At 46.3% G+C, this 23,943-nt stretch carries 19 protein-coding genes and 1 riboswitch; of the genes, 10 read left to right on the top strand and 9 right to left on the bottom strand.

The annotated features are described in order from the left end of the window. Positions 1-17: 17 nt before the first annotated feature. Positions 18-698 (bottom strand): tRNA (5-methylaminomethyl-2-thiouridine)(34)-methyltransferase MnmC2, encoded by a 681-nt coding sequence (gene mnmC2 / locus B0I27_RS09980; RefSeq protein ID WP_106293099.1) that lies wholly within the window; start codon positions 696-698, stop codon positions 18-20. A 107-nt stretch (positions 699-805) separates the two neighbouring features. On the opposite strand from mnmC2, the gene B0I27_RS09975 reads away from it, so the two are divergent. Both B0I27_RS09975 and B0I27_RS09970 read left to right on the top strand, forming a co-directional pair. Continuing rightward, a complete protein-coding gene (locus B0I27_RS09975) occupies positions 806-1,846 on the top strand; it encodes a quinone-dependent dihydroorotate dehydrogenase (protein WP_106293098.1) in 1,041 nt (346 codons plus the stop codon). Between the two features lie 96 nt (positions 1,847-1,942). Beyond that, complete coding sequence (locus B0I27_RS09970; protein ID WP_106293097.1) at positions 1,943-2,578, top strand: putative polyvalent protein kinase domain-containing protein; 636 nt, start codon at positions 1,943-1,945, stop codon at positions 2,576-2,578. 16 nt (positions 2,579-2,594) lie between these two features. Here B0I27_RS09970 and B0I27_RS09965 read toward each other — a convergent pair whose 3' ends face one another. Beyond that, positions 2,595-3,518, bottom strand: coding sequence for a hypothetical protein (locus B0I27_RS09965; RefSeq protein WP_106293096.1), 924 nt, complete (start codon positions 3,516-3,518; stop codon positions 2,595-2,597). A gap of 179 nt (positions 3,519-3,697) precedes the next feature. On the opposite strand from B0I27_RS09965, the gene B0I27_RS09960 reads away from it, so the two are divergent. Beyond that, entirely contained in the window at positions 3,698-4,096 is a 399-nt protein-coding gene (locus B0I27_RS09960) for a rhodanese-like domain-containing protein (RefSeq protein WP_106293095.1), read from the top strand. A gap of 97 nt (positions 4,097-4,193) precedes the next feature. Then, complete coding sequence (locus B0I27_RS09955) at positions 4,194-5,876, top strand: FAD-dependent oxidoreductase (RefSeq protein ID WP_245925478.1); 1,683 nt, start codon at positions 4,194-4,196, stop codon at positions 5,874-5,876. Between the two features lie 9 nt (positions 5,877-5,885). Here the strand turns inward: B0I27_RS09955 and B0I27_RS09950 are convergent, their stop codons facing one another. The 3 genes from B0I27_RS09950 to B0I27_RS09940 all read right to left on the bottom strand — a co-directional run bounded on the left by B0I27_RS09950 (position 5,886) and on the right by B0I27_RS09940 (position 8,649). After that, the gene (locus B0I27_RS09950) at positions 5,886-6,689 is read right to left on the bottom strand and encodes a sulfite exporter TauE/SafE family protein (RefSeq protein WP_106293094.1); all 804 of its coding nucleotides are present in this window, start codon (positions 6,687-6,689) and stop codon (positions 5,886-5,888) included. Positions 6,690-6,779: 90 nt separating this feature from the next. Beyond that, a complete protein-coding gene (locus B0I27_RS09945) occupies positions 6,780-7,430 on the bottom strand; it encodes a Crp/Fnr family transcriptional regulator (protein ID WP_106293093.1) in 651 nt (216 codons plus the stop codon). A gap of 40 nt (positions 7,431-7,470) precedes the next feature. Beyond that, positions 7,471-8,649 carry an SDR family NAD(P)-dependent oxidoreductase gene (locus tag B0I27_RS09940; protein ID WP_181276741.1) on the bottom strand — a complete coding sequence of 393 codons (1,179 nt, stop codon included), beginning with the start codon at positions 8,647-8,649 and terminating at the stop codon, positions 7,471-7,473. Positions 8,650-8,961: 312 nt separating this feature from the next. Beyond that, positions 8,962-9,175: riboswitch (cobalamin riboswitch) on the top strand. A 153-nt stretch (positions 9,176-9,328) separates the two neighbouring features. Between B0I27_RS09940 and B0I27_RS09935 the strand changes: the two genes are divergently transcribed. Next, positions 9,329-10,378 (top strand): uroporphyrinogen decarboxylase/cobalamine-independent methonine synthase family protein, encoded by a 1,050-nt coding sequence (locus B0I27_RS09935; protein WP_106293092.1) that lies wholly within the window; start codon positions 9,329-9,331, stop codon positions 10,376-10,378. 109 nt (positions 10,379-10,487) lie between these two features. Next, positions 10,488-11,873, top strand: coding sequence for a PepSY-associated TM helix domain-containing protein (locus tag B0I27_RS09930; RefSeq protein ID WP_106293091.1), 1,386 nt, complete (start codon positions 10,488-10,490; stop codon positions 11,871-11,873). 30 nt (positions 11,874-11,903) lie between these two features. Here the strand turns inward: B0I27_RS09930 and B0I27_RS09925 are convergent, their stop codons facing one another. Together B0I27_RS09925 and B0I27_RS09920 are read right to left on the bottom strand one after the other, a co-directional pair. Continuing rightward, on the bottom strand, positions 11,904-12,581 hold the full coding sequence (locus B0I27_RS09925) for an anaerobic ribonucleoside-triphosphate reductase activating protein (RefSeq protein WP_106293090.1): 678 nt from the start codon (positions 12,579-12,581) through the stop codon (positions 11,904-11,906). After that, complete coding sequence (locus B0I27_RS09920) at positions 12,574-14,760, bottom strand: ribonucleoside triphosphate reductase (RefSeq protein ID WP_106293089.1); 2,187 nt, start codon at positions 14,758-14,760, stop codon at positions 12,574-12,576. Before B0I27_RS09920 ends, B0I27_RS09925 begins: the two co-directional genes overlap by 8 nt. Before the next feature lie 146 nt (positions 14,761-14,906). On the opposite strand from B0I27_RS09920, the gene B0I27_RS09915 reads away from it, so the two are divergent. Further along, positions 14,907-15,662 (top strand): RluA family pseudouridine synthase, encoded by a 756-nt coding sequence (locus B0I27_RS09915; RefSeq protein WP_425428144.1) that lies wholly within the window; start codon positions 14,907-14,909, stop codon positions 15,660-15,662. 69 nt (positions 15,663-15,731) lie between these two features. Here the strand turns inward: B0I27_RS09915 and B0I27_RS09910 are convergent, their stop codons facing one another. Both B0I27_RS09910 and B0I27_RS09905 read right to left on the bottom strand, forming a co-directional pair. Then, a complete protein-coding gene (locus B0I27_RS09910; protein WP_106293088.1) occupies positions 15,732-15,950 on the bottom strand; it encodes a hypothetical protein in 219 nt (72 codons plus the stop codon). A gap of 165 nt (positions 15,951-16,115) precedes the next feature. Beyond that, entirely contained in the window at positions 16,116-16,895 is a 780-nt protein-coding gene (locus tag B0I27_RS09905; RefSeq protein ID WP_106293087.1) for a phytanoyl-CoA dioxygenase family protein, read from the bottom strand. 265 nt (positions 16,896-17,160) lie between these two features. Here B0I27_RS09905 and B0I27_RS09900 point away from each other — a divergent pair, with 265 nt between their 5' ends. From B0I27_RS09900 to B0I27_RS09890, 3 genes are all read left to right on the top strand, one after another. After that, complete coding sequence (locus tag B0I27_RS09900; RefSeq protein WP_106293086.1) at positions 17,161-18,090, top strand: alpha/beta hydrolase family protein; 930 nt, start codon at positions 17,161-17,163, stop codon at positions 18,088-18,090. Positions 18,091-18,099: 9 nt separating this feature from the next. Next, positions 18,100-19,014 (top strand): helix-turn-helix domain-containing protein, encoded by a 915-nt coding sequence (locus B0I27_RS09895; protein ID WP_106293085.1) that lies wholly within the window; start codon positions 18,100-18,102, stop codon positions 19,012-19,014. Between the two features lie 409 nt (positions 19,015-19,423). Next, positions 19,424-23,797: a hybrid sensor histidine kinase/response regulator transcription factor gene (locus B0I27_RS09890; RefSeq protein ID WP_181276740.1), complete on the top strand. Its 4,374-nt coding sequence runs from the start codon at positions 19,424-19,426 to the stop codon at positions 23,795-23,797. The last annotated feature ends 146 nt before the right edge of the window (positions 23,798-23,943 follow it).

The raw sequence follows: 23,943 nt of genomic DNA, 5'->3' as shown, positions 1-23,943 counted from the left end.
CATCCAGGCCTTCGAACTTATAGGTTTTTCGTAGCCCTCAACATTTCCCGTTTTCCCGGTGCTCCCGGCGCTTTCTCGATAGAAAAGCCGAGCGACTTCATAGCACGCTTCAGATTGCCGGTGATCGCGTAGGTAACAAAGACGCCACCAGGCTTAATGAATTTGGTAATATGCGTTAGGGCTTCTAAAGACCACATTTCCGGCTGGTGGATCTCCGCGAAAGCATCAAAATACATCACGTCGAACGTTTTTGAAGAATCAAATTCCATCAGTTTTACCGGACTGACCTCCAGCTTGCAGAAGGCGTTCAATTCTCTAACGGATCCCAATGCAGCCGAATAACATTCTTTGAACTCCGTCCAGGTACCGGCAGACACATACTGGTCATAACCAGTACCAAAGATCATTTCCTCCGGCAGAGGATAAGCCTCAATACCTGTGTATTCCAGATTCAAGCCTGCTGTCCGGCAGTAATCCGCGCTGATCAGAAAGTTCAGTCCCGTACCAAAGCCAACCTCCAGCACACTGATGGCCTCAGCCCCGGAAAGCTGCTGAAAATACTGCAATCCCGATTTCAGGAATACGTGCTGACTCTCCTGCACAGCTCCATGTTTGGAGTGGTAGTTTTCGCCCACCAGTTCATTAAATATTGTCGAAGAGCCGTCTGCCGTCTGTACCAGTGAAAGATGATCTGCCATATGTTCTTATCAGTTGCAGCCACAAACTTAAGCCTAAACCATCGGCCTGAACAGAAATAAATCAAATAATACGTTCGTATTTCCTAAAACTGCTGTAATTTCGCCGCATGTATCAATTGATAAAGCCTTTATTATTTCAATTCGCTCCTGAGAATATTCACCATATTGTCACTTCCATGCTGAAGAACGGCAATCTGATTCCGGGAGTTCCCTTCCTTCAGAAGAGCGTGTTCCATCTTGATGACCCGCGACTCGAACGTGAGGTATTCGGACTGAAGTTTAAGAATCCTGTAGGATTGGGAGCCGGTTTTGACAAGAATGCCGCCCTTGTAGATGAGCTGTCGCATTTCGGCTTTGGCTTTATCGAAATTGGTACAGTAACCCCCTTGCCCCAGCCAGGCAACGATCAGCCACGGATGTTTCGGCTTCCTATGGACGAAGCCCTGATTAACCGTATGGGCTTTAACAATGAAGGTGCGGAAGTAGCCGCCACGCGTCTGAAATTCCTGAAGCGCAAGGGCCTGATGATTGGCGGAAACATCGGAAAAAACAAGATCACCCCGAATGAAGACGCCGTCAGCGATTATATCAAAGCTTTCGATGCACTGTTTGATGTGGTTGATTATTTCGTGGTCAACGTTAGCTCACCCAACACACCCGGACTAAGAGCTTTACAGGAAAAAGGGCCTTTAAAAGAGATTCTAAACACCCTTCAGCAACGCAATAACAAAGATGGTATCAGCCGTCCCATCTTACTGAAGATCGCACCCGATCTGACCAACGAACAGCTCGATGACATCATCGAAATCGTAACAGAAACCAGGATCGCCGGAGTAATCGCAACCAATACCACCATCTCAAGAGACAACCTTCGCTCTCCTGAAAACCTGAAATCTGAAACAGGAGGACTCAGCGGGAAGCCACTGACGAAACGCTCAACGGAGGTGATCCGTTATCTTTCAGAAAAGTCAAACAAAGCATTTCCGATCATCGGAGTAGGAGGAATCCATTCTGCTCAGGATGCTTTAGATAAGCTCGATGCAGGAGCATCCCTGGTTCAAATCTATACCGGTTTTATCTATGAAGGACCCATATTGATCAAGAAGATCAATCAGGCGATATTGAAGAGGGAAATGCAAAAGGACTAAAAAAGTTTAAGTAATAGTTCGGGCGCGGTGTGAGTTGCACAACGCCACTATTTTTTATACCAATTACAATTTGGTATCTTTGAATATTGTTAATTAATGAAAAACGTCAAAGATGAATTACAACATATCATTCTCCGAGATGAACCGTTTGGCGAAGGAAACTCACTCAAAAAAACCCAAGCTTTCCTTAGAAGATATGCGGAAGCAGGCGTCTGCACTGAAAAGCATCAGTACCTCAAAAGTGAAGAGACAAAAGCAATCTTAGTATTTGCAGAGGCCCAAAATCTGTTTTATCAAGATGAAATTCTAGAAAGCAACTTCATAAGTGAAGGCGCGGAACAAAGAGTCTACCGGCTTGATGAGGCTAGAGTCGTTAAAACAAACGCTGGCATTTTTTATGAGTATTGGCTGGACTACTTCAACAGCCTGCTGATCCATAATTACTTCTTTCCAAGTACAGGTTATACTTTCTTAGGTTTTAAGGTGATTAATGGGGAGCTCTTCGCTGTTGTCAGACAAGAGTTTGTTGTAGCGAATGAAGCTACTGATCTCGATAGTGTAAAGCAGTTCTTAAATCATAATGGTTTTCAACTGAAAAAGAACAACGACTACTTCAATTCGGAGCTCGGATTAATATTGGAAGACCTTCACGACGAAAATGTCCTGTCAAATACAGGTGTACTTTTCTTCATTGATACGATATTTTATATAAGGCCTGCATTCTATTCTTAAAAACCTGCTGACAAGATCAGAGTTCTTTCACTTCAAACAGCTTATCAAACAATTCAGATTTTGTAATGGTAAGTTCATCAAAATAAGAAATGCCGGTATCTTTCTTACGCTCGATATTGACCAGGCCAAACCAATGGGCAAAGCATTCGAAAAACCGAATTTCGTAAGCACGGTGATAATCCCGATCCTCCAGGCCTCTCTGGTAATCCTCCCATAACTCCTTTTCAAATGCACGCATTGCCTTAAGACTATAAAACTTACTTGGAAGCGCTTTATCGCCATACCTGGAGAGCAATGCCAATGAATAAGCCCATCCCAATTGTCCGCTTCTACCGCCGTCTTCCAGGTCATAAAAGTTGCCCCAGTGAAAGCGACTGGCCAGGTATGTAAAGATTCGGATAAATCGGACGCTCTGTTGCTCTTTAAGCAACTTCTCCCCATTTTTCGTCAAAGAAAGAGAATTGTTGCGCTTCTTTACGATACCCTCATCAAGCAGGTATTGCTTTAATGGCCAGAGATACGGCACCGCTTCCTCCCGAATTTTTTTAACGTATTTCATGAAAGACCAGTAAATTAAATTCTGGTCGCATAACCGCTGACAAATACTCACGGGCAAGTTGCCCTTTGTTGTTAATTTTAACTTTCCGACTTGTTCGATTTCACGCAGTAATATTTCCGAAAGTTTAAAAAAAGGCACTTCCTTTACATGCGCATCTATGTTTTCCCGAAACTGAAGCAGACCTCCCGGGGCGAAAGGTGTGTAAAGCAGGCTTGTCATCTGGTTCGGACTCAGACCATCAAAGTCCTCTAGTCGTTCAGCGTTAACCTTTTTCTGATGTTCAGCAATCAATTCGTTCAATTCGCCCATATTGAGTGCACCGCTCCTCGCATGAGGATTAGCTCTAAAGAATGAGTTCATGAAATCTTCTGCAGTACCCATGTGTTATTCTTTTAGCGTAAATGTATAATCTTTTGTATCTAAACAGATCAGGCCCCCCAACATTTCTACCCAAAGTTCTCGATTTTCTGTAGTTCAAACACAACCTAATGTCAACGCGTCGTAACCAACCCTTTCTTACAAAAACATGAACACAGTCCAAAATAAATTAAATTTGCCCCATGAGAATCTTCCTTAGTTTACTATTTGTACTACTCCTTACTGGTAATGTCTTCGCTCAGCAACAAGATAGCCTGAACGTTAAGGATTTCAGTAAAGGAATCAAAAAAGAGCGTCCTGTTATTCTTGATGTAAGAAGGCCGGAGGAATATGCAGAAGGACATATAAAAAAGGCGGTGAATATAAACTGGCAGAATCAGGACGAGTTCAGAACGAAGGCATCGCAACTTCAAAAGTCGGAGCCTGTGTACGTGTACTGCCGCTCGGGAGTGAGGAGTGCCAAAGCGGTAGAATGGCTCCGCAGCAATGGATTTACTCAGGTCGTTGGGTTAAGTGGCGGTATGAAGGCTTGGGTTGCAGCTGACAAACGCGTTGTCAATAAGGGCAAGACCAATAAATAGCGGGCAAGTCCCGATAAAAAAGTGTGTCCACAGTCACTTTTGATCTGTGATAAATGTCACCATGATTCTTCAATTGATTGTCGGAAATTTGACCGAAATGAAGAACTTGAAGTACATCATTATAGGGGCCGTTGCGGGCGGCGCCAGCACAGCAGCAAGATTAAGAAGGTTAGACGAGCAAGCGGAAATCGTCATCTTTGAAAAGGGACAATACATATCCTACGCCAACTGCGGACTTCCGTACTATATCGGCGATATAATCAAAGACAGGAATAAGTTATTTGTACAAACCGCAAGCTCCTTCGCCCTGCGATTTAACGCAGACGTGCGGGTATCTACCGAAGTCACTGCCATCAATCCTACTGCTAAAACAGTTACCGCCACGAATCTCCTAACCGGAGAAGAATACACCGAATCTTACGATAAGCTGGTGCTTTCGCCCGGTGCAAGTCCCGTTCGCCCCCCTTTAACCGGGATCCAGCATGAGGGTATCTTCACCCTGCGGAACGTCGCGGATACAGACTTTATTAAAGCATACGTCGCTGAGTCCAACGCCCGTAAGGCCGTCGTGATCGGTGCCGGCTTTATCGGACTCGAGATGGCTGAGAACTTTCATGAACTGGGTTTAGATGTCAGCGTAGTCGAGATGAGCAATCAGATCCTGGCGCCGGTAGACCAGCCGATTGCTGCCCTTGCACAAAAGCACTTGAGAGAAAAGGGCATTCAGCTCTACTTAAATACCGCAGTAACCGGCTTCGAAAAAAACGACGGACAACTGAAAGTTCAGCTAAAAGATAGGGCCGCGCTGGATGCAGACGTCGTGATCCTTTCTATAGGCGTTAAGCCTGACACCCGCCTGGCAGAAGATGCAGGTTTGCAAATCGGGCAGGCTAAGGGTATTTGGGTAAACGAATACCTGCAAACATCCGATCCCGATATATACGCCGTCGGCGATGCTATCGAGTTCCCAAACCCCATTTCCAACAGGCCGACAATTACCTTCCTGGCAGGGCCAGCTAACAAGCAAGGCAGGATTTGTGCGAATAATCTCGCCTTGGGAAACAGGCAAGAATACAAGGGATCCATCAATACCGCTATCGTTAAGCTCTTTGATCTGACGGTAGGCACAGCAGGAATGCCCGTAAAGCAGCTGCAGCGCGAAAATATTCCGTACCTCACTGCCACCATCCACGGAAATTCCCATGCAGGCTATTACCCCGGCGCTCAGCTGATGAGCATACAGATAGCGTTTTCCCCGGACACCGGCAGGCTGTTAAGTGCTCAGGTTATCGGCGCAAAAGGGGTGGACAAGCGTCTTGATCTTTTATCATCCGTCATCAAGAATAACGGCACCATATACGAACTCACAGAGCTCGAACATGCTTACGCCCCACCTTTCTCTTCGGCTAAAGACCCGGTGAATATGGCAGGTTTTGTAGCGGAGAATATCCTGCTCGAGCGTTTGAAAGTTGTCGACTATTCCCAACTGAGCTCGATGGAAGATGATACCCTGCTGATTGACGTTCGGAACCCGGGCGAAGTTGCTGCAGGAACCATAGAAGGGGCGGTTAATATCCCCTTAGATGAGATCAGAAGCCGCTTGCAGGAGATCCCGCGGGATAAACCGCTGTTGATATTTTGTCAGCAAGGTATGCGAGGATATCTGGCTCAACGGATCCTGGTTCAAAACGGGTTCAGTAATGTCAGCAATCTCTCCGGTGGTTACCTGTTATGGAAGGCATGCCAGGATGAAGAGGCACTTCTGGCCAGTTATTCTTAAATCGGTTGATTATAACGGGTAGGCCGAGATTTCCTTGAAAATGATGTAAATCCCCATTATCAGAACGAACCAGCCAAATCCTGTCTTTAGCTTTCCTCCCGGGATCTTTTTGCTTAAAAATCCGCCAATGAAGAGTCCGGCTACCGAGATAGATGTAATCGTGAGGAGGAAAGTCCAGTCGATACTGAAGTGCCCGAGGTCTCCGGCAAATCCGAACAGGGAATTCATCGCGATGATGGAGAGTGAGGTCCCTACCGCTTTTTTCATGGGCAGCTTCACCATGAACACGAGGGCAGGAATCAGCAGAAAACCGCCGCCTGCACCAAGAAGGCCCGTTACCAGGCCGATGCCGAGACCATAACCCAGAAGCTTGAAGAACTTAATGCATTCTGAGCACTCCTTTTCCGGGCCGGGATCTCCATTGTCACGGATCATACTGATCGAGGCGACGAGCATCAATAGGCCGAAAAGGATCATGGTTAAAAAAGGTTCGGTAACGGTAAAACCTCTGATGGTGATGATCTCCTGAGGGATAATGGGTACAAGAAATTTGCGTGTGGCAAAGACCGTGATCACAGAAGCCAGGCCGAAGAACAGCGAGGCCTTGAGGCTCACCAATCCCTTTTTAAAGTTACTAAAGGAACCGATCAGACTGGTTAAGCCCACGATAAAAAGAGAATAGGACGTAGCGAGTAAGGGTGGAACGCCAAACAAGTAAACCATTACAGGTACCGTCAGGATAGACCCGCCGCCACCGATTAAGCCGAGAGATAGTCCGATTAGTGCCGACGCAATATAGCCTGGTAATTCCATTGTTTTGTTTTAGTATTACAAAAGTCAGGCTTTGAATCTCTGGAGTCTGTAACAAAAGTCACCTTGCGACATCGGCGACACCCGCTCTTATTAATCGGGCCTCTTCCATTCGATCTGGTTTCTTAGCAAAACCAGATCCCCCCGTTGTTCCATTTTCTTTAGTAAGCGGGATATGACTTCCCGGGACGTCCCCAGATCATGGGCAATCTCCTGGTGGGTGATGTTCAACTGCCGCGTATGCAGCTTCTCGTATTGTTGCTTGAGGTAATACTCGAGTCGCTCGTCCATGCTTTTAAAAACAATATTGTCTACCATTACCAGCAGCTCGTCGTAACGCTTACGATAGGTTTCCAATACAAAATAGTACCAGGTTTTATGATCCTTCATCAGCTCATCCATAAGATGAATGGGTATCAAAAAGGCCACGATATTTTCTACCGCCCGGGCCATGATCGCACTCGTTTCTTGTTTAGCAGCACAGATCATGGAAAGTGCGCAGGCGCCGCCCGGCTCTATGTAGTAAAGAAAGAACTCGTTACCGTCTTCATCTTGCCGGTACACCTTCACCCGTCCTTCCACGATGAGCATAGTCGCACGGAAATACTGGCCCGGAGACATCAGAATTTCACCCGCTTCAAACCGCTTTAAAGAGCTGTTGGCAATCAGTTTCTCCTTCAGTGTAGGCTCGAACTGGGGGAAAAACTGATTGATATACTGGGATACTGTTAGTTCGTCGGCCATATACAAATGTAGGAGAAAGCACGGAGAATTTGCGTTGGAATCAATTCAGCGACTCCTTAAACTGTACGGGTGTCATCTGCGTTTTGATTTTAAACAACCTGCTGAACGATTGTGAATGCTCGAAGCCGAGTTGGTAAGCTACCTCGCTAACGCTCAGGGATGTCGTAGAAAGAAGTTCCTTCGATTTCTCAATTAACTTTTCATGAATGTGCTGTTGGGCGTTCAGTCCTGTAAGCGAACGCAGCATATCACTCAGGTAGTTGGGTGTATAGTTCAATTGTTCGGCCAGATACTGTACAGTAGGTATTCCTCTCATCACCGGCTTCTCTTCATAAAAGTACGTGTTCAGCAGCCCTTCAAATTGCTGGAGCAGGTCGCTGGTAGCTGCCTGCCGGGTAAGAAACTGACGCTTGTAGAAGCGCTTGGCATAGCTAAGCAATAGTTCGATCTGTGCGATGACCACATCGTGACTAAAATCATCTATCCGACTGCTAAGTTCCTCTTGGATGATGCTGAAAATAGCCGCCACGGTCGTTCTTTCCTGCTCAGAAAGATGTAGCGCCTCATTCGAAGCGTAGGAAAAGAATCCATATTGTCTGATCTTTGCTGCAAGCGGATAGCCGTGGAGGAAATCCTGATGAAAGATCAACGAGTAGCCCTCGTTTCCCTTGTATATGGAGGTACTGCCGACGATCTGATTAGGAGCTGTAAAAACCATACTTCCTTCGTCAAAGTCGTAATAACCCTGGCCATATCTGAATTTTCCACCCAGTTTATTGATAAAAGAAATTTTGTAAAGCGTGGTGACGTAGCTCACAGGCAGCCGGCTCAAGTTAACCTTCTCGTCCCGGGTATCCAGCAAACTGATCAGTGGATGAAGAGGACCCGGAATATCCAGCATACGATGAATAGGAGCTGTTCCGCCATGGGATATACCGGCATTGTTGACCAGCAGGTCCAGCCGACCCTCTTCCTTACCTATCCTGTCCATAGCTGTATGGATGGATTGTTCCTGCGTAACGTCCAGTTGAATAGCTCTCGCGTTTTCACCGATTTCCGCAGCAGCCTTTTCGCCATTTTCCAGTTTACGGGAACCCAGATATACGATATAGCCGTTCGCAGCGAGTGCTTTGGCAATTTCATTACCTACGCCCTGGTTGGCACCGGTCACAAGAGCCACAAGCTGTTTGTCTGTAGTTAACGTCATTTGATTTTCCATGAGATTACAATAATTACTAAGACAAAAGTGCGCATCAGGGCCGATGCGACTGTAACCAAATCACGGAGACTTGTAACCTAAATGAGAGACTTATTTGGCAATCGCCCGGAGCCGCCCTGAGCTTTCTGAGACCCCTTAATCAGCGCCTTATTAACTCCGTACCAAAGTCGTACCAGCGTCGTACCAGCTTCGATAAAACACGTGTTTTTTACGACCGAGATCCGACGCTGTAACGCAGCTGATTTGCCTCTCTAGAAACTATGATTTAGCTATTCTCAAATCTGTAGCTTATCTTTGCTGCAGTTCTTTACTATCATTCTTACAACAGACAGGTTTCATATCAGAAAGGGTATGAATTAAAGAGGAACCGTGTGCAAATCACGGGCTGTCGCGCAACTGTAAGTAACGCCCTGCTTTCCGCAGGATTTTCAAGCCAAATACAATGTCCATTGCCGGGGTAGCCCCGGTGAGAAGGACGGATTGAAAAGTTACAAGCCAGGATACTTGCCATCTGTTCAAGACACATGCTTTCGCGATTGAAGCAGTAGTCCCGCGTTAACGCCGGCCGGTCTCCATATGACCTGCTGATGCACTTAGCCAACGCGACTACCCCCCAATTTTGAAAGCATACCAAAAACGTAAGGGACATTAATTCACATTAATGTTTTAACAAAGTTTTATGCGTATGCTCAAAAACAACCTTGGTCATCCTGGAATAGGGAGCGGCCACCAACTGAAAAAGGCCTGTGAAGATTACTGGACAGGCGAAATAAGCCGTGACGAACTCTTTCAGGCTGCGAGGAAAGTCAGAGTAAAAAGTCTGAAACAGCATCAGAAGGCAGGAACAGATCTCATTCCCTGCAATGACTTAAGCTTTTACGACCATATTCTTGATATGACGCTGATGCTGGGAGCGATTCCCCGGCGTTATTCACCCGTACTCAGCCAGGTGCCGGAGAATTCGGAGATCGACCTTTATTTTGCCATGGCACGCGGTTATCAGAAAGACGGGCTGGACATTCCCGCTATGGAGAAAACGAGATGGTTTGATTCCGACTACCATTTCGTCGTTCCGGAGTTTACCGCGAACCAGCGATTCAAGCTATTCTCACAGAAGGCTTTCGCTGAATACTCGAGTGCGGCGCATATTCTGGGTACAAGTCCCAAACCCGTAATAACCGGTCCGGTCAGCTACCTGTTGCTCGGAAAAGAGGAAGACAGCGAATACGGCAAGGCCGAAAACTTCAAACGTATCGATCTCATCAAGCGGCTCGTTCCCGTTTACGTGGAGATCATCAATCTCTTTAAAGGTTACGGAGCAAAATGGATTCAGATCGACGAGCCTTTCCTTGGCATGGATCTTCAAGATGAAGAAAAAGCTGCATTTGAGTATGCTTATATGGAGATCAGCATGAAGTGCGCTGGCATTAAAATATTACTAACCAGCTGCGTTGGATCTCTGGGTGAAAATACAGCTTTAGCAATTGCCCTTCCGGTAGCAGGTTTGCATGTCGATGTGATGAGAGGAGCTGAACAACTGGATGAACTGTTGCAGCGCTTTCCACAAGGACGATGGCTTTCGCTTGGTTTAGCAGGAGGAGAGCGGTTCATGAAGAATAAAAATCAAGATTCGCTCAGGATCATAGAAAAAGCAGGAAAGGTCATCGGCGCTGACAGATTGATGATCGCAGGATACACTGCGCTTATCAGCGCACCTGTAAATCTTTAAGTAAATCAGCGTTAAACAGGAAGTTTTGTCATGGCAACTTCCTGTTATGATTAAAATACTTATCTTTAACCAGTCTAAATAACTAGTTTAAATTAAATATCGACTGAGTATGTCAGCCAGACCAAGAACACTTTGGGAAAAAACAAGGAAATTTTTAAACGATGTCCATTTGTGGCTCGGCTTATCAAGCGGAATCATTGTATTCCTGGTATGCCTTAGCGGCACGATCTACGTTTTCAATACAGAAATCCGCGAGAGTGCGTCGCCCGAGCTGTTCAAGGTCGATTATAAGGAAGGAATGATCGCACAAACATCCGCTGAACTGATTTCCAAAGTGAAGGAGACGACAGGCGGACAAGTACTTTCGGTAAAGATACCAGCAGATCCGGCCAGGTCATGGCAGATTATGGTCAAGCCTAAAGGCGAAGGTGGTGGCGAGAAAGGCAGAGGCGAGTCACACGGTAAAAGCGAAGGGCGCAAGCATGACCATGGCGCGATGGCCGGCGGGAAAGGTGCCGGAGAGAAAGCGAAAGGCGGAGCCGAGAAAGGCAAAGGCGGGGGAGGCGGACGCGGCCCGCGTGGTACAACCTACTATGTGAACCCCTATACAGGCGCGATATTGGGTGATTCAAAAAACTCGAAGACAGCAAGTTCTGAATTTATGGGAATGATGTTCAGTCTGCATAGATGGTTGCTGTTAGATAAGATCGAAGAGCCTCTTTTTGGCGAGCTTCCGAACCGCACACTGGGTAGTTATATCAGCGGTACCGCTACGATCATATTCACCTTAGGGGTCATTACCGGGATTGTAATCTGGGTGCCCAGACGAGTGAAATCATGGAAACAAGGTCTGAAAATTAAGACCAAGGGAAGCTGGAAACGGATGAACCATGATCTGCACAATACACTGGGTTTTTACTCCTGCATCTTGCTGTTCATTATGGGAATCACCGGTCCGCAGTGGTCTTTCCCCTGGTACCGCGAGGCGCTGCAGAAGACATTGGGTACGCATAAGCCCCATGACGCAGCACCACAACGCGCAGCCACTTCGGAGCTTCCGGTAGGGAAACCAGAAAGGGCACTTACCGCAGAAGAATATATCATGGCTGCCAATGCCGTGTTGAAATATGAAGGAGACTATACTGTTAGTTTGCCAGCAGATTCCACAGCGGCGGTAAGCGTTGCCAAGAACAAACTGGGCTTTTTCGCGCCGGCAGCTTCAGATAAGATTATGTTGGACCAGTATACCGCCCAAACCCTGGAAGTTGATCGTTTCTCAGATAAGCCGTTCAACGAACGCGTCGCGGGTTCCATTAAGGCGCTTCACGTGGGTGATATTTATGGCATGTTCAGCAAGATCCTGTATTTCATCGCCTGTCTGATTGCAACCAGCTTACCGGTAACCGGAACGCTGATCTGGATCAACAAGATGAAGAAGAAGCCAGGTAAAACAGGAGTCAGGAGAGCAGTTAAGCCTCAGCCGGATGTTGTATAGATAGCCGGAGTCAGGTTATTTATCTGTATATTAACGGTTTCTCAGTATAATGGGGAAGGCCGAACGTATCGGAGGATTCGATTTCAAGGAGATGGACGGAGGCAGATCTCCGATAGTAGGCGTGTCAGTTAGAAAGTTTTGAATATAGTATGTGCCGTTATAGCCTTTATGGTTTAGAAAGTCGGTCATTTCCTGCAGATCAGCTATAGAATGCAGATCAGAATGGTAGGTAGTTCGGACTTCAAAAGGAATATCAGCGTTAAGAAGCACGTCTAAGCTTTTATCAAATTTGTTAAAGAGGTTACTATCCGTAACCTCTTTAAATGTTTTAGGGGGAGCCTTAAAGTCGAGCGCCACATAGTCGACCAGCTTGTTTCGAATCATCATGTCAAGTTTTCGGGGAGAGGTGCCGTTCGTATCGATCTTCAGCAGCATCCCGAGGTCTTTGATCATTTCCGCAAACGCAGGCAAGTCTTTATGCAGCATACATTCGCCACCACTGAGTACCACGCCGTCCAGCAGCCCATGTCGCTGCTGGAGAAAACGGATCACGTCAGCATATAAAAAACGCCCTTTTCCCTCCACTATCCTTGGGTTGTAGCAATACCCGCACCGCATATTGCAGCCTGCAAACCAGATGATGCAGGCTGTTTTTTCAGGATAATCGAGAGCGGAAAAGGGCGTTATGTCGTATATAGGTCTATGCACTTTTGCTCTCCAGGAAATGCAGACGTTGCCTGTGCTCGCCTTTTTTGCCGATATTAAAGCTTTCGACTGGGCGGTGATAACCCATCACACGCGTGTAGACCAGGCATTTGGTGTCCTCGCAATCCGGGCAGTGTTCATGCTCACCCTGCAGGTAGCCATGCACCGGACATATGCTGAAGACAGGCGTGATGGTGATATACGGCAGCCTGAAATTAGACACCACTTTCTTTACGAGGTTGCGGCAAGCTTCGGCTGAACTCAGCCTTTCCCTCATATACACATGCTGGACGGTACCGCCCGTGTATTTGCATTGCAGTTCATCCTGCAGCAGGAGCGCTTCGAAGGGATCATCCGTATGGTCCACGGGGATCTGCGAGCTGTTGGTGTAGTAGATGTTATCGCCTTCACCAGCCTGGATAATATCATTAAAACGCTTCTTGTCCTCTTTGGCAAAGCGATAGGTAGTACCCTCGGCAGGAGTAGCTTCGAGGTTGTAGAGATTACCGGTTTCTTCCTGGAATTGGGTCATTTTTTTGCGGATGTGGTCCAGTACCTTGAGGGCGAATTCTTTGCCTTTTGGGTGGACGATGGTTTCAGTGTCGCGGCTGTAGTTACGGATCATTTCGTTGATCCCATTCACGCCGATGGTAGAGAAGTGGTTGCGGAAATGCTTGAGATAACGCTGAGTGTAGGGATAGAGTCCCCGGTCATACATCTCTTGGATGAAGCATCTTTTCTTCTCGAGCGTAGATTTGGCGAAATGCAGGAGTTCGTCAAGACGCTTGTAAAGAGCATTTTCGTTTCCCCTGTATAAGTATCCCAAGCGAGCCATATTGATGGTTACTACGCCAATGCTGCCCGTCATTTCTGCGCTTCCGAAGAGTCCGTTGCCACGTTTGAGCAGCTCCCTCAAATCCAGTTGAAGGCGGCAGCACATACTTCTGACAGCATTAGGTTTATAAGCTTCCGGGTTTTCGATGCGGTTTCCGTTCTCGTCCCTCATGTACTGGCTGCCGATAAAGTTCTGGAAGTAGGAAGAACCGATCTTTGCTGTGTTCTCGAAGAGGATATCCGTGTTTTTAGAGTTCCAGTCGAAATCTTCCGTGATGTTGACGGTAGGGATGGGGAAGGTAAAAGGCTGGCCGTTTGAGTCACCTTCTGTCATTACCGTATAGTAGGCCCTGTTGATCATATCCATCTCCGACTGGAAATGACCGTAGCAGAGGTCCTCCAATGTCTCGGCACCTCGGGCTTTTGCTCTTGTTGAGAGCTCATGGTTGTTGACGCCTTTGAAGAGGTGCAGATCGTTCTTTGTCGGGATCTGTTGTTTCAGGTCCTCGGGGACGGTCCAGTCGATCGTGATATTGGTAAAAGGAGACTGCCCCCAGCGGGCAGGGACATTCAGGTTGTAGACAAAGCTTCTTATGGATTTCAGGACGTCATCATATTTCAGCTGATCCTTGAAGACATAAGGAGCCAGGTAGGTGTCGAAGGAGCTGAAGGCCTGAGCGCCTGCCCATTCGCTTTGCAGGATCCCCAGAAAGTTGGCCATTTGTCCCAGTGCCTCGCGGAAGTGCGAAGGAGCCCTGCTTTCCACACGGCTGCGCACCCCATTAAAGCCCTCATTCAGGAGAGCCCTCAGGCTCCAGCCGGCGCAATAGCCGGTTAAGCAATCCAGATCATGGATGTGCAGATCGCCGTTGCGGTGAGCGTAGCCCTCTTCTTTGGAGTAGACCTTGTCGAGCCAATAGTTGGCGATCACTTTGCCCGCTACGTTGTTGACCAGGCCGGCATTGGAGTAGGAGGTGTTCGCGTTGGCATTGATGCGCCAGTCCGTTTGATTGATGTATTCTGCTATGGTCTGGGTGCTGTTGACGAAGGTGGTGTCATCATCAATGCCCTCTGCATGTTCACGCTGCAGCTTACGGGTATGACGGTAGAGCATGAACGATCTCATAATCTCGAAGTAGCCGTTGGAGAAGAGCTCTTTTTCGATGATGTCCTGGATCTCTTCTACTGTCCAGATCTTCTGGTCGTGTATTTGCGCGCAGACGTTTTGGAATATGCTCTCGTCAAGGGGAGTATTGGTGCTTTGGAAGCCTTTCTCGATGGCGTCGCTGATCTTGAAAGGTCTGAAACTCTCGTAGTCGCCGTTTCTTTTTATTACGTATCTGGTCATAAAACTTAGGATGGGCGGCAAGATTAGGGCTTATCGGGCTGCTGATGGAAGTTTTGTTATCAACAAAGGGTGCAGAAATATATAACGGTCTTTTTAAACAATCGGGGCCTGTTTTCATTACATGGTTTTCCGCTGTTTACTGGCAGATGAAGATTTCAGAAAGTAATCCGTATTTTTGCGCTGTGAAAATTCCTAAGATACAGGATTTGGTCCTGTTTGAAAATGACGACTTACTGGTTGTAAATAAACCACCTTTTATCAGCTCTCTTGACGAACGCGAAGGAGGGGAGATCAGCATGCTCCGCTTAGCGCGGCAGTATTCTCCGGATGCACAGGTTTGTCACCGGTTGGATAAAGAAACTTCAGGCTGTCTGATCATTGCCAAGAACCCGGCAACATACAGATTGGTTTCTATGCAGTTTGAGCACAGGAAAGTGAAGAAGGTGTACCATGCCGTGGTGAACGGGACGCATACGTTTGAGGATGTTCATGTGAATTTGCCTATTTTGAACTTGGGGAATAAGAATGTGAGTATCAGCAGGCAAGAGGGAAAGGCTGCGGAGACGATCTTTAATTCGTTGAAGTATTATAAGCATTATACGCTGGTGGAGTGTCAGCCGATCACGGGAAGGATGCACCAGATCAGGATTCACCTGGCTACGCAGCGGGCGTGTATTGCGGGAGATGATATGTATGGTGGTCAGCCGGTGTTTCTGTCGGAGATCAAGAGGGGGTATAGGTTAGGCAAGGATCAGGAGGAGCTGCCGATTATGAAGAGGTTTGCGCTGCATGCGAAGCAGTTGACGTTTAAGATCAATGAGGAAGAGGAGATAGTTGTGGAGGCTCCGTATCCGAAGGATTTTGCGACGTTGATTAAGTTGTTGGATAGGTTTGATGGATAGGGGGGAAGTCGAGGGTCGTTACATAGTATTGATCTGAAAAGGGAGTAGAAGACTTAGAATCTTTGACTCCTATATCCAGTTTGCCGGATTGGACTTATCTCTCACATAGATACGCCTGCGTTTTGATCTGCTGTATCGATCTTCAACTTCTATATATCGGACCCTTTCGGCCTGTTGAAGTGCAGAGAAATCTCCGGCTGCTATCTGTAAATCATAAAAAGAAATCCTGCCTGGTGCTGGAACTTCAAATAATTTCATCCCCCCTCTCAACGGGCTTTTCTTCTTCAACGCTGATATACTTTAGTTAATACGGGAGGGTGCATAAATGTGCGATTGAGAGACTGTGCTTAGTTCGCACACTGAGCCGTGAAACTGGTTCAGGGATAGTCGCAATTGCTAATACTGAAGATTACCAAATATGTCATCCGACACATTTGGTAATCTGGGTGACACCTAGAGATTCAAAGCATTTCGAATGGCTTGCTCGACCGGTCCAAAAGGACCTTCGCCACTGATATTGAAACTCTGCCTTAATAACAGGGGCGGTTGAGCCATGAACTTTGGAACCTTGCCACAATGACGCTGTGCAGCGTGAACTAGGAACGGGTGACAAAGGTATACTGTTCCAGCTGGTCCGACAGCAAGTATTTCCTCTCTCTTCGGTAAACTGGATATCTTCATTGCTAATTCCATGAATGAGAGCCCATTTTCACCTTTTCCTTCGAGCAATCTGGCAACATCAAGATGTGAGCCTTTCAAGATCCTGGTGGGTGCATCGTGTTCACTTACATTGGAAAACAGAAACAACATCAGCAGGCCACGTCCATTGGAATTTAAATTGATCCGGTAAGTAAAAAAGTCGTTTGGATCGTCGCCGGGAAATCCGGCATCGACATGCCAGCCGGTATCGCCTGAATCTGCCTCAGAAGGGAATCGAACAGGAAATGAACCCATACTCATGCAGGGTATCCATTTTCCTTCTCCAACCAGTTGATCGAAGGCACTATGAAGTACATCGCTATTGGCAGCCTTGATAAATGGTTCCTGGAAATACATACCTAACCTTACCACGGGCAGTGTCCACGTGGTGTTATCGTTTGGGTCAGCTGGTATATCTTTCCATAGGATATTTCTTGCTTCGACTGCAAGATCGGACGAGAACGCGTTATCGATGCGGACGAAACCTTCTGAAATGAAAGATTGTATTTGTTCGGGATTTAAAATGTTGTGCATAATGTTTAAGAAAAAATCAGACAATAAGATATTAGTGTCCGCTGCGGGACATTGGTCTTAAAGGACTTGAAAGTTTATTATAACATTACGGTCATTCTCATATATTAAAGATATATGTTTTTCGATAAATAATGGAAGGGAACATGGACCCATTGATACAACCTGCCATAGGGGAGGCAATATTTGGCTAAGTAATGCCCCAATTTCACTAAGTCGGGGAGTCGTGGGCTGCTGATCTTTGACTATATCAAAATCAACTAGTAAAATGAAACAGTCAAAAACACCCATCATCAGCTTTAGTCCGGTTGTATTACCAGTCCCCGGCCGTCACGTAGACCTGGAAATAAAAGTTTCCTTTCCAGCAAGCGGAAGCAACCTGCCGGTCATTCTTCTTTCGCACGGGCATGGTGCCTCCAACTTTCTCTCTTCGTACAGAGGATATGGTCCCATTGTAGATTTTTTTGCCGCAGAAGGCTTTGTAGTCATTCAACCTACTCATCAAAATTCAAAAGCACTTGCGCTTCCTTCATCTCTTCCCGAAGCACCCTTGTTTTGGAGCTCGCGGCCGGGGGACATGATATTCATCATGGATCATTTGGACGAAATCATTTCCACAGTACCAGGGTTAAACGGAAGAGTTGATAAAGCAAAAGTTGCTGCTATTGGCCATTCTTTAGGCGGCCATACTGTTGCGATGCTTGCTGGCATGGAAGTGAAGGATCCTTTGACAGGAAAAATATTGAATTTAAAAGAACCCAGGATAAAGGCTCCTGTACTGATTGGTTTACCTGGCGGTCCTGAAGGATTGACCGGAGCAGCCAGACATCATTATCCTGTGTTGGCAGCTTCCGATTTTAGCACCATGACATTACCAGCGCTCATAGTCAACGGCGACAAAGACAAAAACCACATGTTCTCTGATGTGGACAACTGGCGTGCGGACGCTTATCATCTAAGTCCTGGCCCGAAGGATCTGCTGACTGTGTTTGGCGCTGAACACATCTTTGGTGGCATTTCTGGTTATGATGCGCTCGAGACAAGTGACGAAGATCCGGAGCGTGTTGCTTTTGTATGTGAAACCATTCTTGCGTATATTCGGAGTACACTGGATCCAAACGATTCAAGCTGGGAACAAGCAAAGAAAAGCCTTAACGGGGTAAAGGGTGCATTAGGCAGCATTGAAAGTAAATCATAAACAGATAATATGAAGAATGACCTGTCTAACCATAGATTCAATTCTTTATCAAGGTTGCATAAGGCGCTGGGTATGCCAGCTCCTGTGCACCCATTGGTGAGCTTAATAAACAATGCGGATGGTACCATTCCGCTGGAAAAACTCCCCAGTCCTCACATCTTAAGTTTTTACAAGATCTCCTATAAGATGAACTTCCAGGGAAAGTTCAAATATGGGCAGCATTACTACGATTTTGACGAGGGAGGAATGTTTTTTGTTTCGCCGAATCAAATCACAGGAGGCCATGTACCACTCAGTGATCAATCTGGCTATACTTTGCTTTTTCACCCTGACTTTTTACTTGGCTACGAACTCGCCAGGAAAATCAAAGAGTACGGTTTTTTCTCGTATTCTATCCATGAAGCGTTGCACTTATCGGAGAAAGAGAAAGACACGATCATTGCTGTTTTTCAAAGTATTGAAGAGGAGCTAAGAGACCGAATTGATAATTTCAGCCAGGATGTTGTTATTTCTCAGATTGAATTGCTGCTGAATTACGCGAACCGGTTCTACAACCGGCAGTTCATCACCCGTAAGGCGGTAAGCAGTGATCTGCTTCAAAAAGTTGAAGAGATTTTGCAGGGCTACTTTCAGTCAACACACTCACAAAAGCATGGGCTTCCCACTGTTCAATTTCTTTCTGCGCAGTTGAATGTTAGTGGAAGTTATTTAAGTGATATGCTGCGCTCACTTACGGGACAGAATGCGCAACAGCACATTCATAGCCACTTGATTGAAAAGGCAAAGGAGCAGCTATCGACAAGCCATGCGTCGATAAGTGAGATAGCGTATGAATTAGGGTTCGAACATCCCCAGTCTTTTACTAAACTTTTTAAGCTCAAAACCAGTGTGTCGCCTTTGGATTTCAGGCGTTCTTTTAATTGAAGTTTATTGAGATAGGCTGTACTCTTTAAGGTAGTTAGAAAATCCGTCGTGCAAAATCCACTCATTAATATAGAATTCTGCTAAATGGATCAAAAACTCTTTACGTCCTCGTCTCTTCTTACATCGGGTCCAGGCACTCGCTTAGGGGTGATCAACATGAGCGTATGTGTCGCAGGTGATGGAAGAGAGTTTGTATATTGCGATTGTTCTTCCAACGGGAAATCAGTATTAGATATGGAAGGGTAGAATATCAGCAACCTATACAACAAATGAATAAGCATACATCAAAAATCACAACTAAGAGCATCGAACAAAGCGGTTTGCCTGATGGTACGGGAATCGACATGGAAACAATTGATGAACAAGAATAAGACACATGTGTATGCGTCTCGAAGGTTGGATCTGTAACATGCTTTTATTCAAAAAGGTCATTCTTCTGTTTTCCCTACTGCTCCTTTCTGCGACTTCGGCCTTTTCACAGGCGATCACTCATGTAAGTCATTATTCGACCGCTGAAGGGCTGTCGGATAACAGGATCACCGACATTATCCGGGACAAGGAAGGATTTATGTGGTTTGCCTCCTGGGCTGGCATCAGTCGCTTCGATGGCAGTCGGTTTATTACCTTTAAATCGTATCCCGGGGACAGGTCGAGCTTGAAGAGTAACCGGATTGATCAGATAAAGGAAGATTTTCGGGGTGAAAACCTTTGGTTGAGGGCTTATGACAAACGAATCTATCGGTTCAACAAGCGGTCTCAACAGATTCAATCGCTTTCGGAAATACTGAAGAGGGAGTCTCTTGACAGGGTGCAGTTTTCTAAAATCCTCCTGCTTGAGGACGGCGAAGTATGGTTGCAGTCGGATGTCGGCATTTTCCTGGTTAGTCACAGTGAGGGTAGAACTGGTTATACCATTTTTGCCGAGAATGCCGCTGTACAAAAGAAACTGCCGTCCAATGTTATCAATTTCCTTTACAGCGACAGCTCAGGAAATAAATGGGTGGGAACAAAAAAGGGCGCCGTTCTTCTGGAAAAATCACAGGGAAAGTATGTATCCAAGGCCTTCGGGCTGCATGGTGAGACGGCTGAAATAGCGGAAGTCGGACCGGATTTATGGATTAGAGATAGCCGCGGAGCCCTGGTTTCTGTCAGCAAAAGCTTAAAAAGGATAAAACATGTAAAAGCGTTATCCTCGTCTACAACCAGCATTCTGGCATCTAAAAAAAGAAGGAGGCTTTACTGTGCCACGTCAGGTGGTGAATTGTATCGTGTTTCCACCGGCGGCTCGGTCGAGTTGCTCATGAAAGTGAAAGATGGCTCATCAATCTTGCAAGTATATGAAGATCGGGCCGGAAATATATGGCTCAGGTCGGCGAGCTTTGGCGTGATACGTTTTGATCCGGATTCGGGAGACACTCAATACTTGTTACCGAAGGAAAGCTACCCACCGAGCGCTCAGAGGATCGGTCTGCCCATATTTGAGGATAATGACTCGCGTGTGTGGATAGCTCTTGGTCGTCATCTGTATTTTTACGAACGAAGCAAGAAAACTCTTTTGACGCTGCAATCGCAACTGGACAGACGGTATGCGCATTCCTCGCAAAATATTACGCAGGTATTCTGTGATCCTTTAGGTGTTTTATGGGTGGCGGGGGGCTACGACGGCGTCAATAAAATCATCTTCCAGGAGCAGAGATTTGTCAAAAATGTTGTTGTAAGTGAGGCGGCTTCCCCGGAAGAAAACTATGTTAGAGGTTTGCTGGTGGATAAAAAGGATCGTCTATGGATTGGTACAAGGGCGGGATCGTTGTTCGTGCAGGATGGTGATGCCCTGATAGCGGATGTTTGGAAAAATAGGTTCGCTAACAAAGCGGGTATTTACACTATGCTGGAGGACTCTAAAGGGCGGTTTTGGCTGGGTACTAAAGCGAACGGCCTTGTTAAAGCACAGGTCAGCGGTGATATTGGCCGGGATGGCACTGTTACTCAATACACGCCGCAGCCAAGGGATCCTGGCGCCATTAGCAGCAGGTCGATCTACTGTTTGCTTGAAGACAGAGCCGGGAGATTGTGGGCCGGTTCTTTCGAAAATGGCCTGATATTAATTACGGAAGGCAGCGGGGGAACGAAGTTCAGGACGCTAAAAAACGCCTTTAAAAATTATCCCCGTGAGGGCTTTCGTAAAATCAGGCATATGGCAAAAGATGCAAATGGCCTGATCTGGATTGGGACGACGGATGGCTTGTTGATCTTTGATCCGGAAAGTGGCTCTCCGGATTCTTATGAGTTTCGTTCTTACAGTAAAAAGCCGGGTGACATCTGTAGCTTAGGAGGGAATGATGTGCAGTTTATCTTCCGGGATTCGAATAATGACATGTGGGTGCTGACGTCAACAGGCGGACTAAACCTTGCTTCAAGAGGTAATCCGCTGGAAAGTTTGTCGTTTACTAACTATTCGGTCCGTGATGGACTACCCAGCGACTATCTGCTGAGCTGCCTGGAGGATAATCATAAGAACTTATGGATTGGTACTCAAAATGGCCTCAGCAAGTTTTCTATCTCTAAAAGAAAAATTCAAAATTTCAGTGAGGATGACGGGCTTGAGAAGGTGGTGTTTTCTGAAGCAACACTGGCTAAAAGGCAGAATGGTGAGATTGTATTTGGCACTGCTTCCGGCTTTATTTCCTTTGATCCGCAACGTATCAGAACATCTAAGATTAAGGCTGAGATGGCCTTCACTGCTTTTCATGTTAATAGTCAGGAACTTGTTCCTTCTGAGGGGTCACCCTTACAGTACTCGATAAACCACACATCAGAAATAAGGCTTGCGCATGATCAGAATGTAATAGGTATTGATTTTGCTGTATTGGACTTCCATTCGACCGGCAAAGATAAATATATGTACAGACTGGTGGGTTTTGACAACGTGTGGAGAAGCAGTGAAGGTCAGCGTGGGGCAACCTATACGAAGCTTCCGCCGGGCTCTTATGTCTTTGAAGTGAGGAGCTTAAATGATGAACTGTATTTGAACACCCCCTCAAGGTCGCTTCGCATCATCGTATCTCCTCCATTCTGGAAAACTTGGTGGGCCTATATAATCTATGTGGTCCTTTTCATTTCAGCGGCTCTGGCCGTCAGAAAAGTTACGCTTACGGTTTTACGTTTAAGACAGAAAATTGAGGTGGAAAAACAGTTTGCTGATTTGAAGCTTAACTTTTTTACGCAGATTTCGCACGAGCTAAGGACGCCTCTGACTTTGATAGTAAGTCCCAGTGAAGAGATTGAAAAGCGGGAAAACCTGACAGATAAGGGCAGGGAGTATATAAATATAGTCCTCCGGAATGCACACCGGATGCTGCGCCTTGTTAACCATGTTCTCGATTTAAGAAAGGTTCAGAGTGGTAAGGCCACCTTGCGTCTCGAAAAGGTGGAGATTACTGGCTTTATTCATATGGTGGTTGATTATTTTAGGGAGACGTTGGAACAGCGGCAGATTGATGTCTCCGTGCGGTCTTCGTTCCCTGAGGTACTATCCTGTATTGACCGGGACAAGCTGGAGATAGTGTTGTATAATTTGATTGGAAACGCCGTAAAGTTCTCTGATGACGGATCTTCTGTTCTTGTCTCTTTAGATAAGTCGGCAGATTCGAAATATTTCATCATACGGGTGAAGGATGAGGGGCCGGGGATAGAGGATAGTGAGTTGAATACCATATTCCAGATGTATCATGAAGGTAACAACGGTAGCCAAAAACAGAAGGGTTCGGGGATTGGACTGGCATTGTCCAAAGAACTGGTTGAGTTACATGGTGGTAAGATTTATGCTTCTAACAACCAGGCAGTCGGGTCAACGCTGACCGTAGAGCTTCCGTTTGTTGATGTTGCGGATGACACGCAACAGGCAGTTCAGGAGGTAGAGATATTTGAAAGTGGAAGCGGGAGTACCCCAGGTCTGGACGGGCTCTTGCCGTCTATATTGATCGTGGAAGACAATGCGGAGTTACGCTCATTTTGGTCTTTGAAATTTGGCAGTCAATATAGGGTATCAACTGCAAGCAACGGGCTTGAAGGTCTGGAAAGGGCAAAGGCCGACTTACCTGATCTGATTTTGTCGGATGTGATGATGCCGGAAATGGATGGAATTCAACTGCTTGATCGTATTAAAAATAATGAGTCGACAAGTCATATCCCCGTGGTATTGCTCACTGCCAGAAGTTCAGTCGAGAGTCGCGTGCAGGCGCTGACCTATGGTGCTGATTATTACCTTACCAAACCAGTGAGCACGGAGTTATTGGAAGCGGCCCTTCAAACGATCATCTCCAGAAGGAAAACCTTGTTTAATGCCCTTCTTAGGGATCCGGAAGCGGCGGACATGGCTACAGACCCTCTTGCCAAGGGTGGCCAGGTCCTGCAAGCAGAAGAGCCGGAAGTACACATGACAGACAACGACCGGAAGTTTCTGACGAAGGTTTTAACTATTGTAGAGGACAAGGTTGCAGATTCGCAGTTTAATATTGATGATATTGTGGATTTGTTAAGTATGAGTCGTTCTACCTTTTATCGAAAGTTGAAGGGTCTGACAAATTTCACGCCTGTCGAATTCGTGCGTGAAGTTCGCTTGAAGAAGGTAAGGGATCTCTTCGACGCTGGTGAAGAGAATATATCAACTGCTGCTTATTCTGCTGGCTTTAGTAGTCCGAAATATATGACCTCCTGTTTCAAGGCGCGTTATCAGGTAAGTCCCTCTGATTATATCAAAGCTATAAAGCACCCAAAAGGATGATGCTTTTTCCTTGCTGAATTTATGTACGAAGCCTGTCAATCGCTGAACGGTATGAAATAGCGTCTAAACGGTATTAGTGACCAATTTTTAGACTCTTTTGACCAGTTTCTATCCTCTGTAAGAGGGGCGGTTTACTGATTATTGCT

Source organism: Arcticibacter pallidicorallinus, from assembly GCF_003002875.1.
Classification (GTDB): Bacteria; Bacteroidota; Bacteroidia; order Sphingobacteriales; family Sphingobacteriaceae; genus Arcticibacter; species Arcticibacter pallidicorallinus.
The sequence above is the reverse complement of the archived record's forward strand: the minus strand, read 5'-3'. Positions and strand labels throughout refer to the sequence as shown.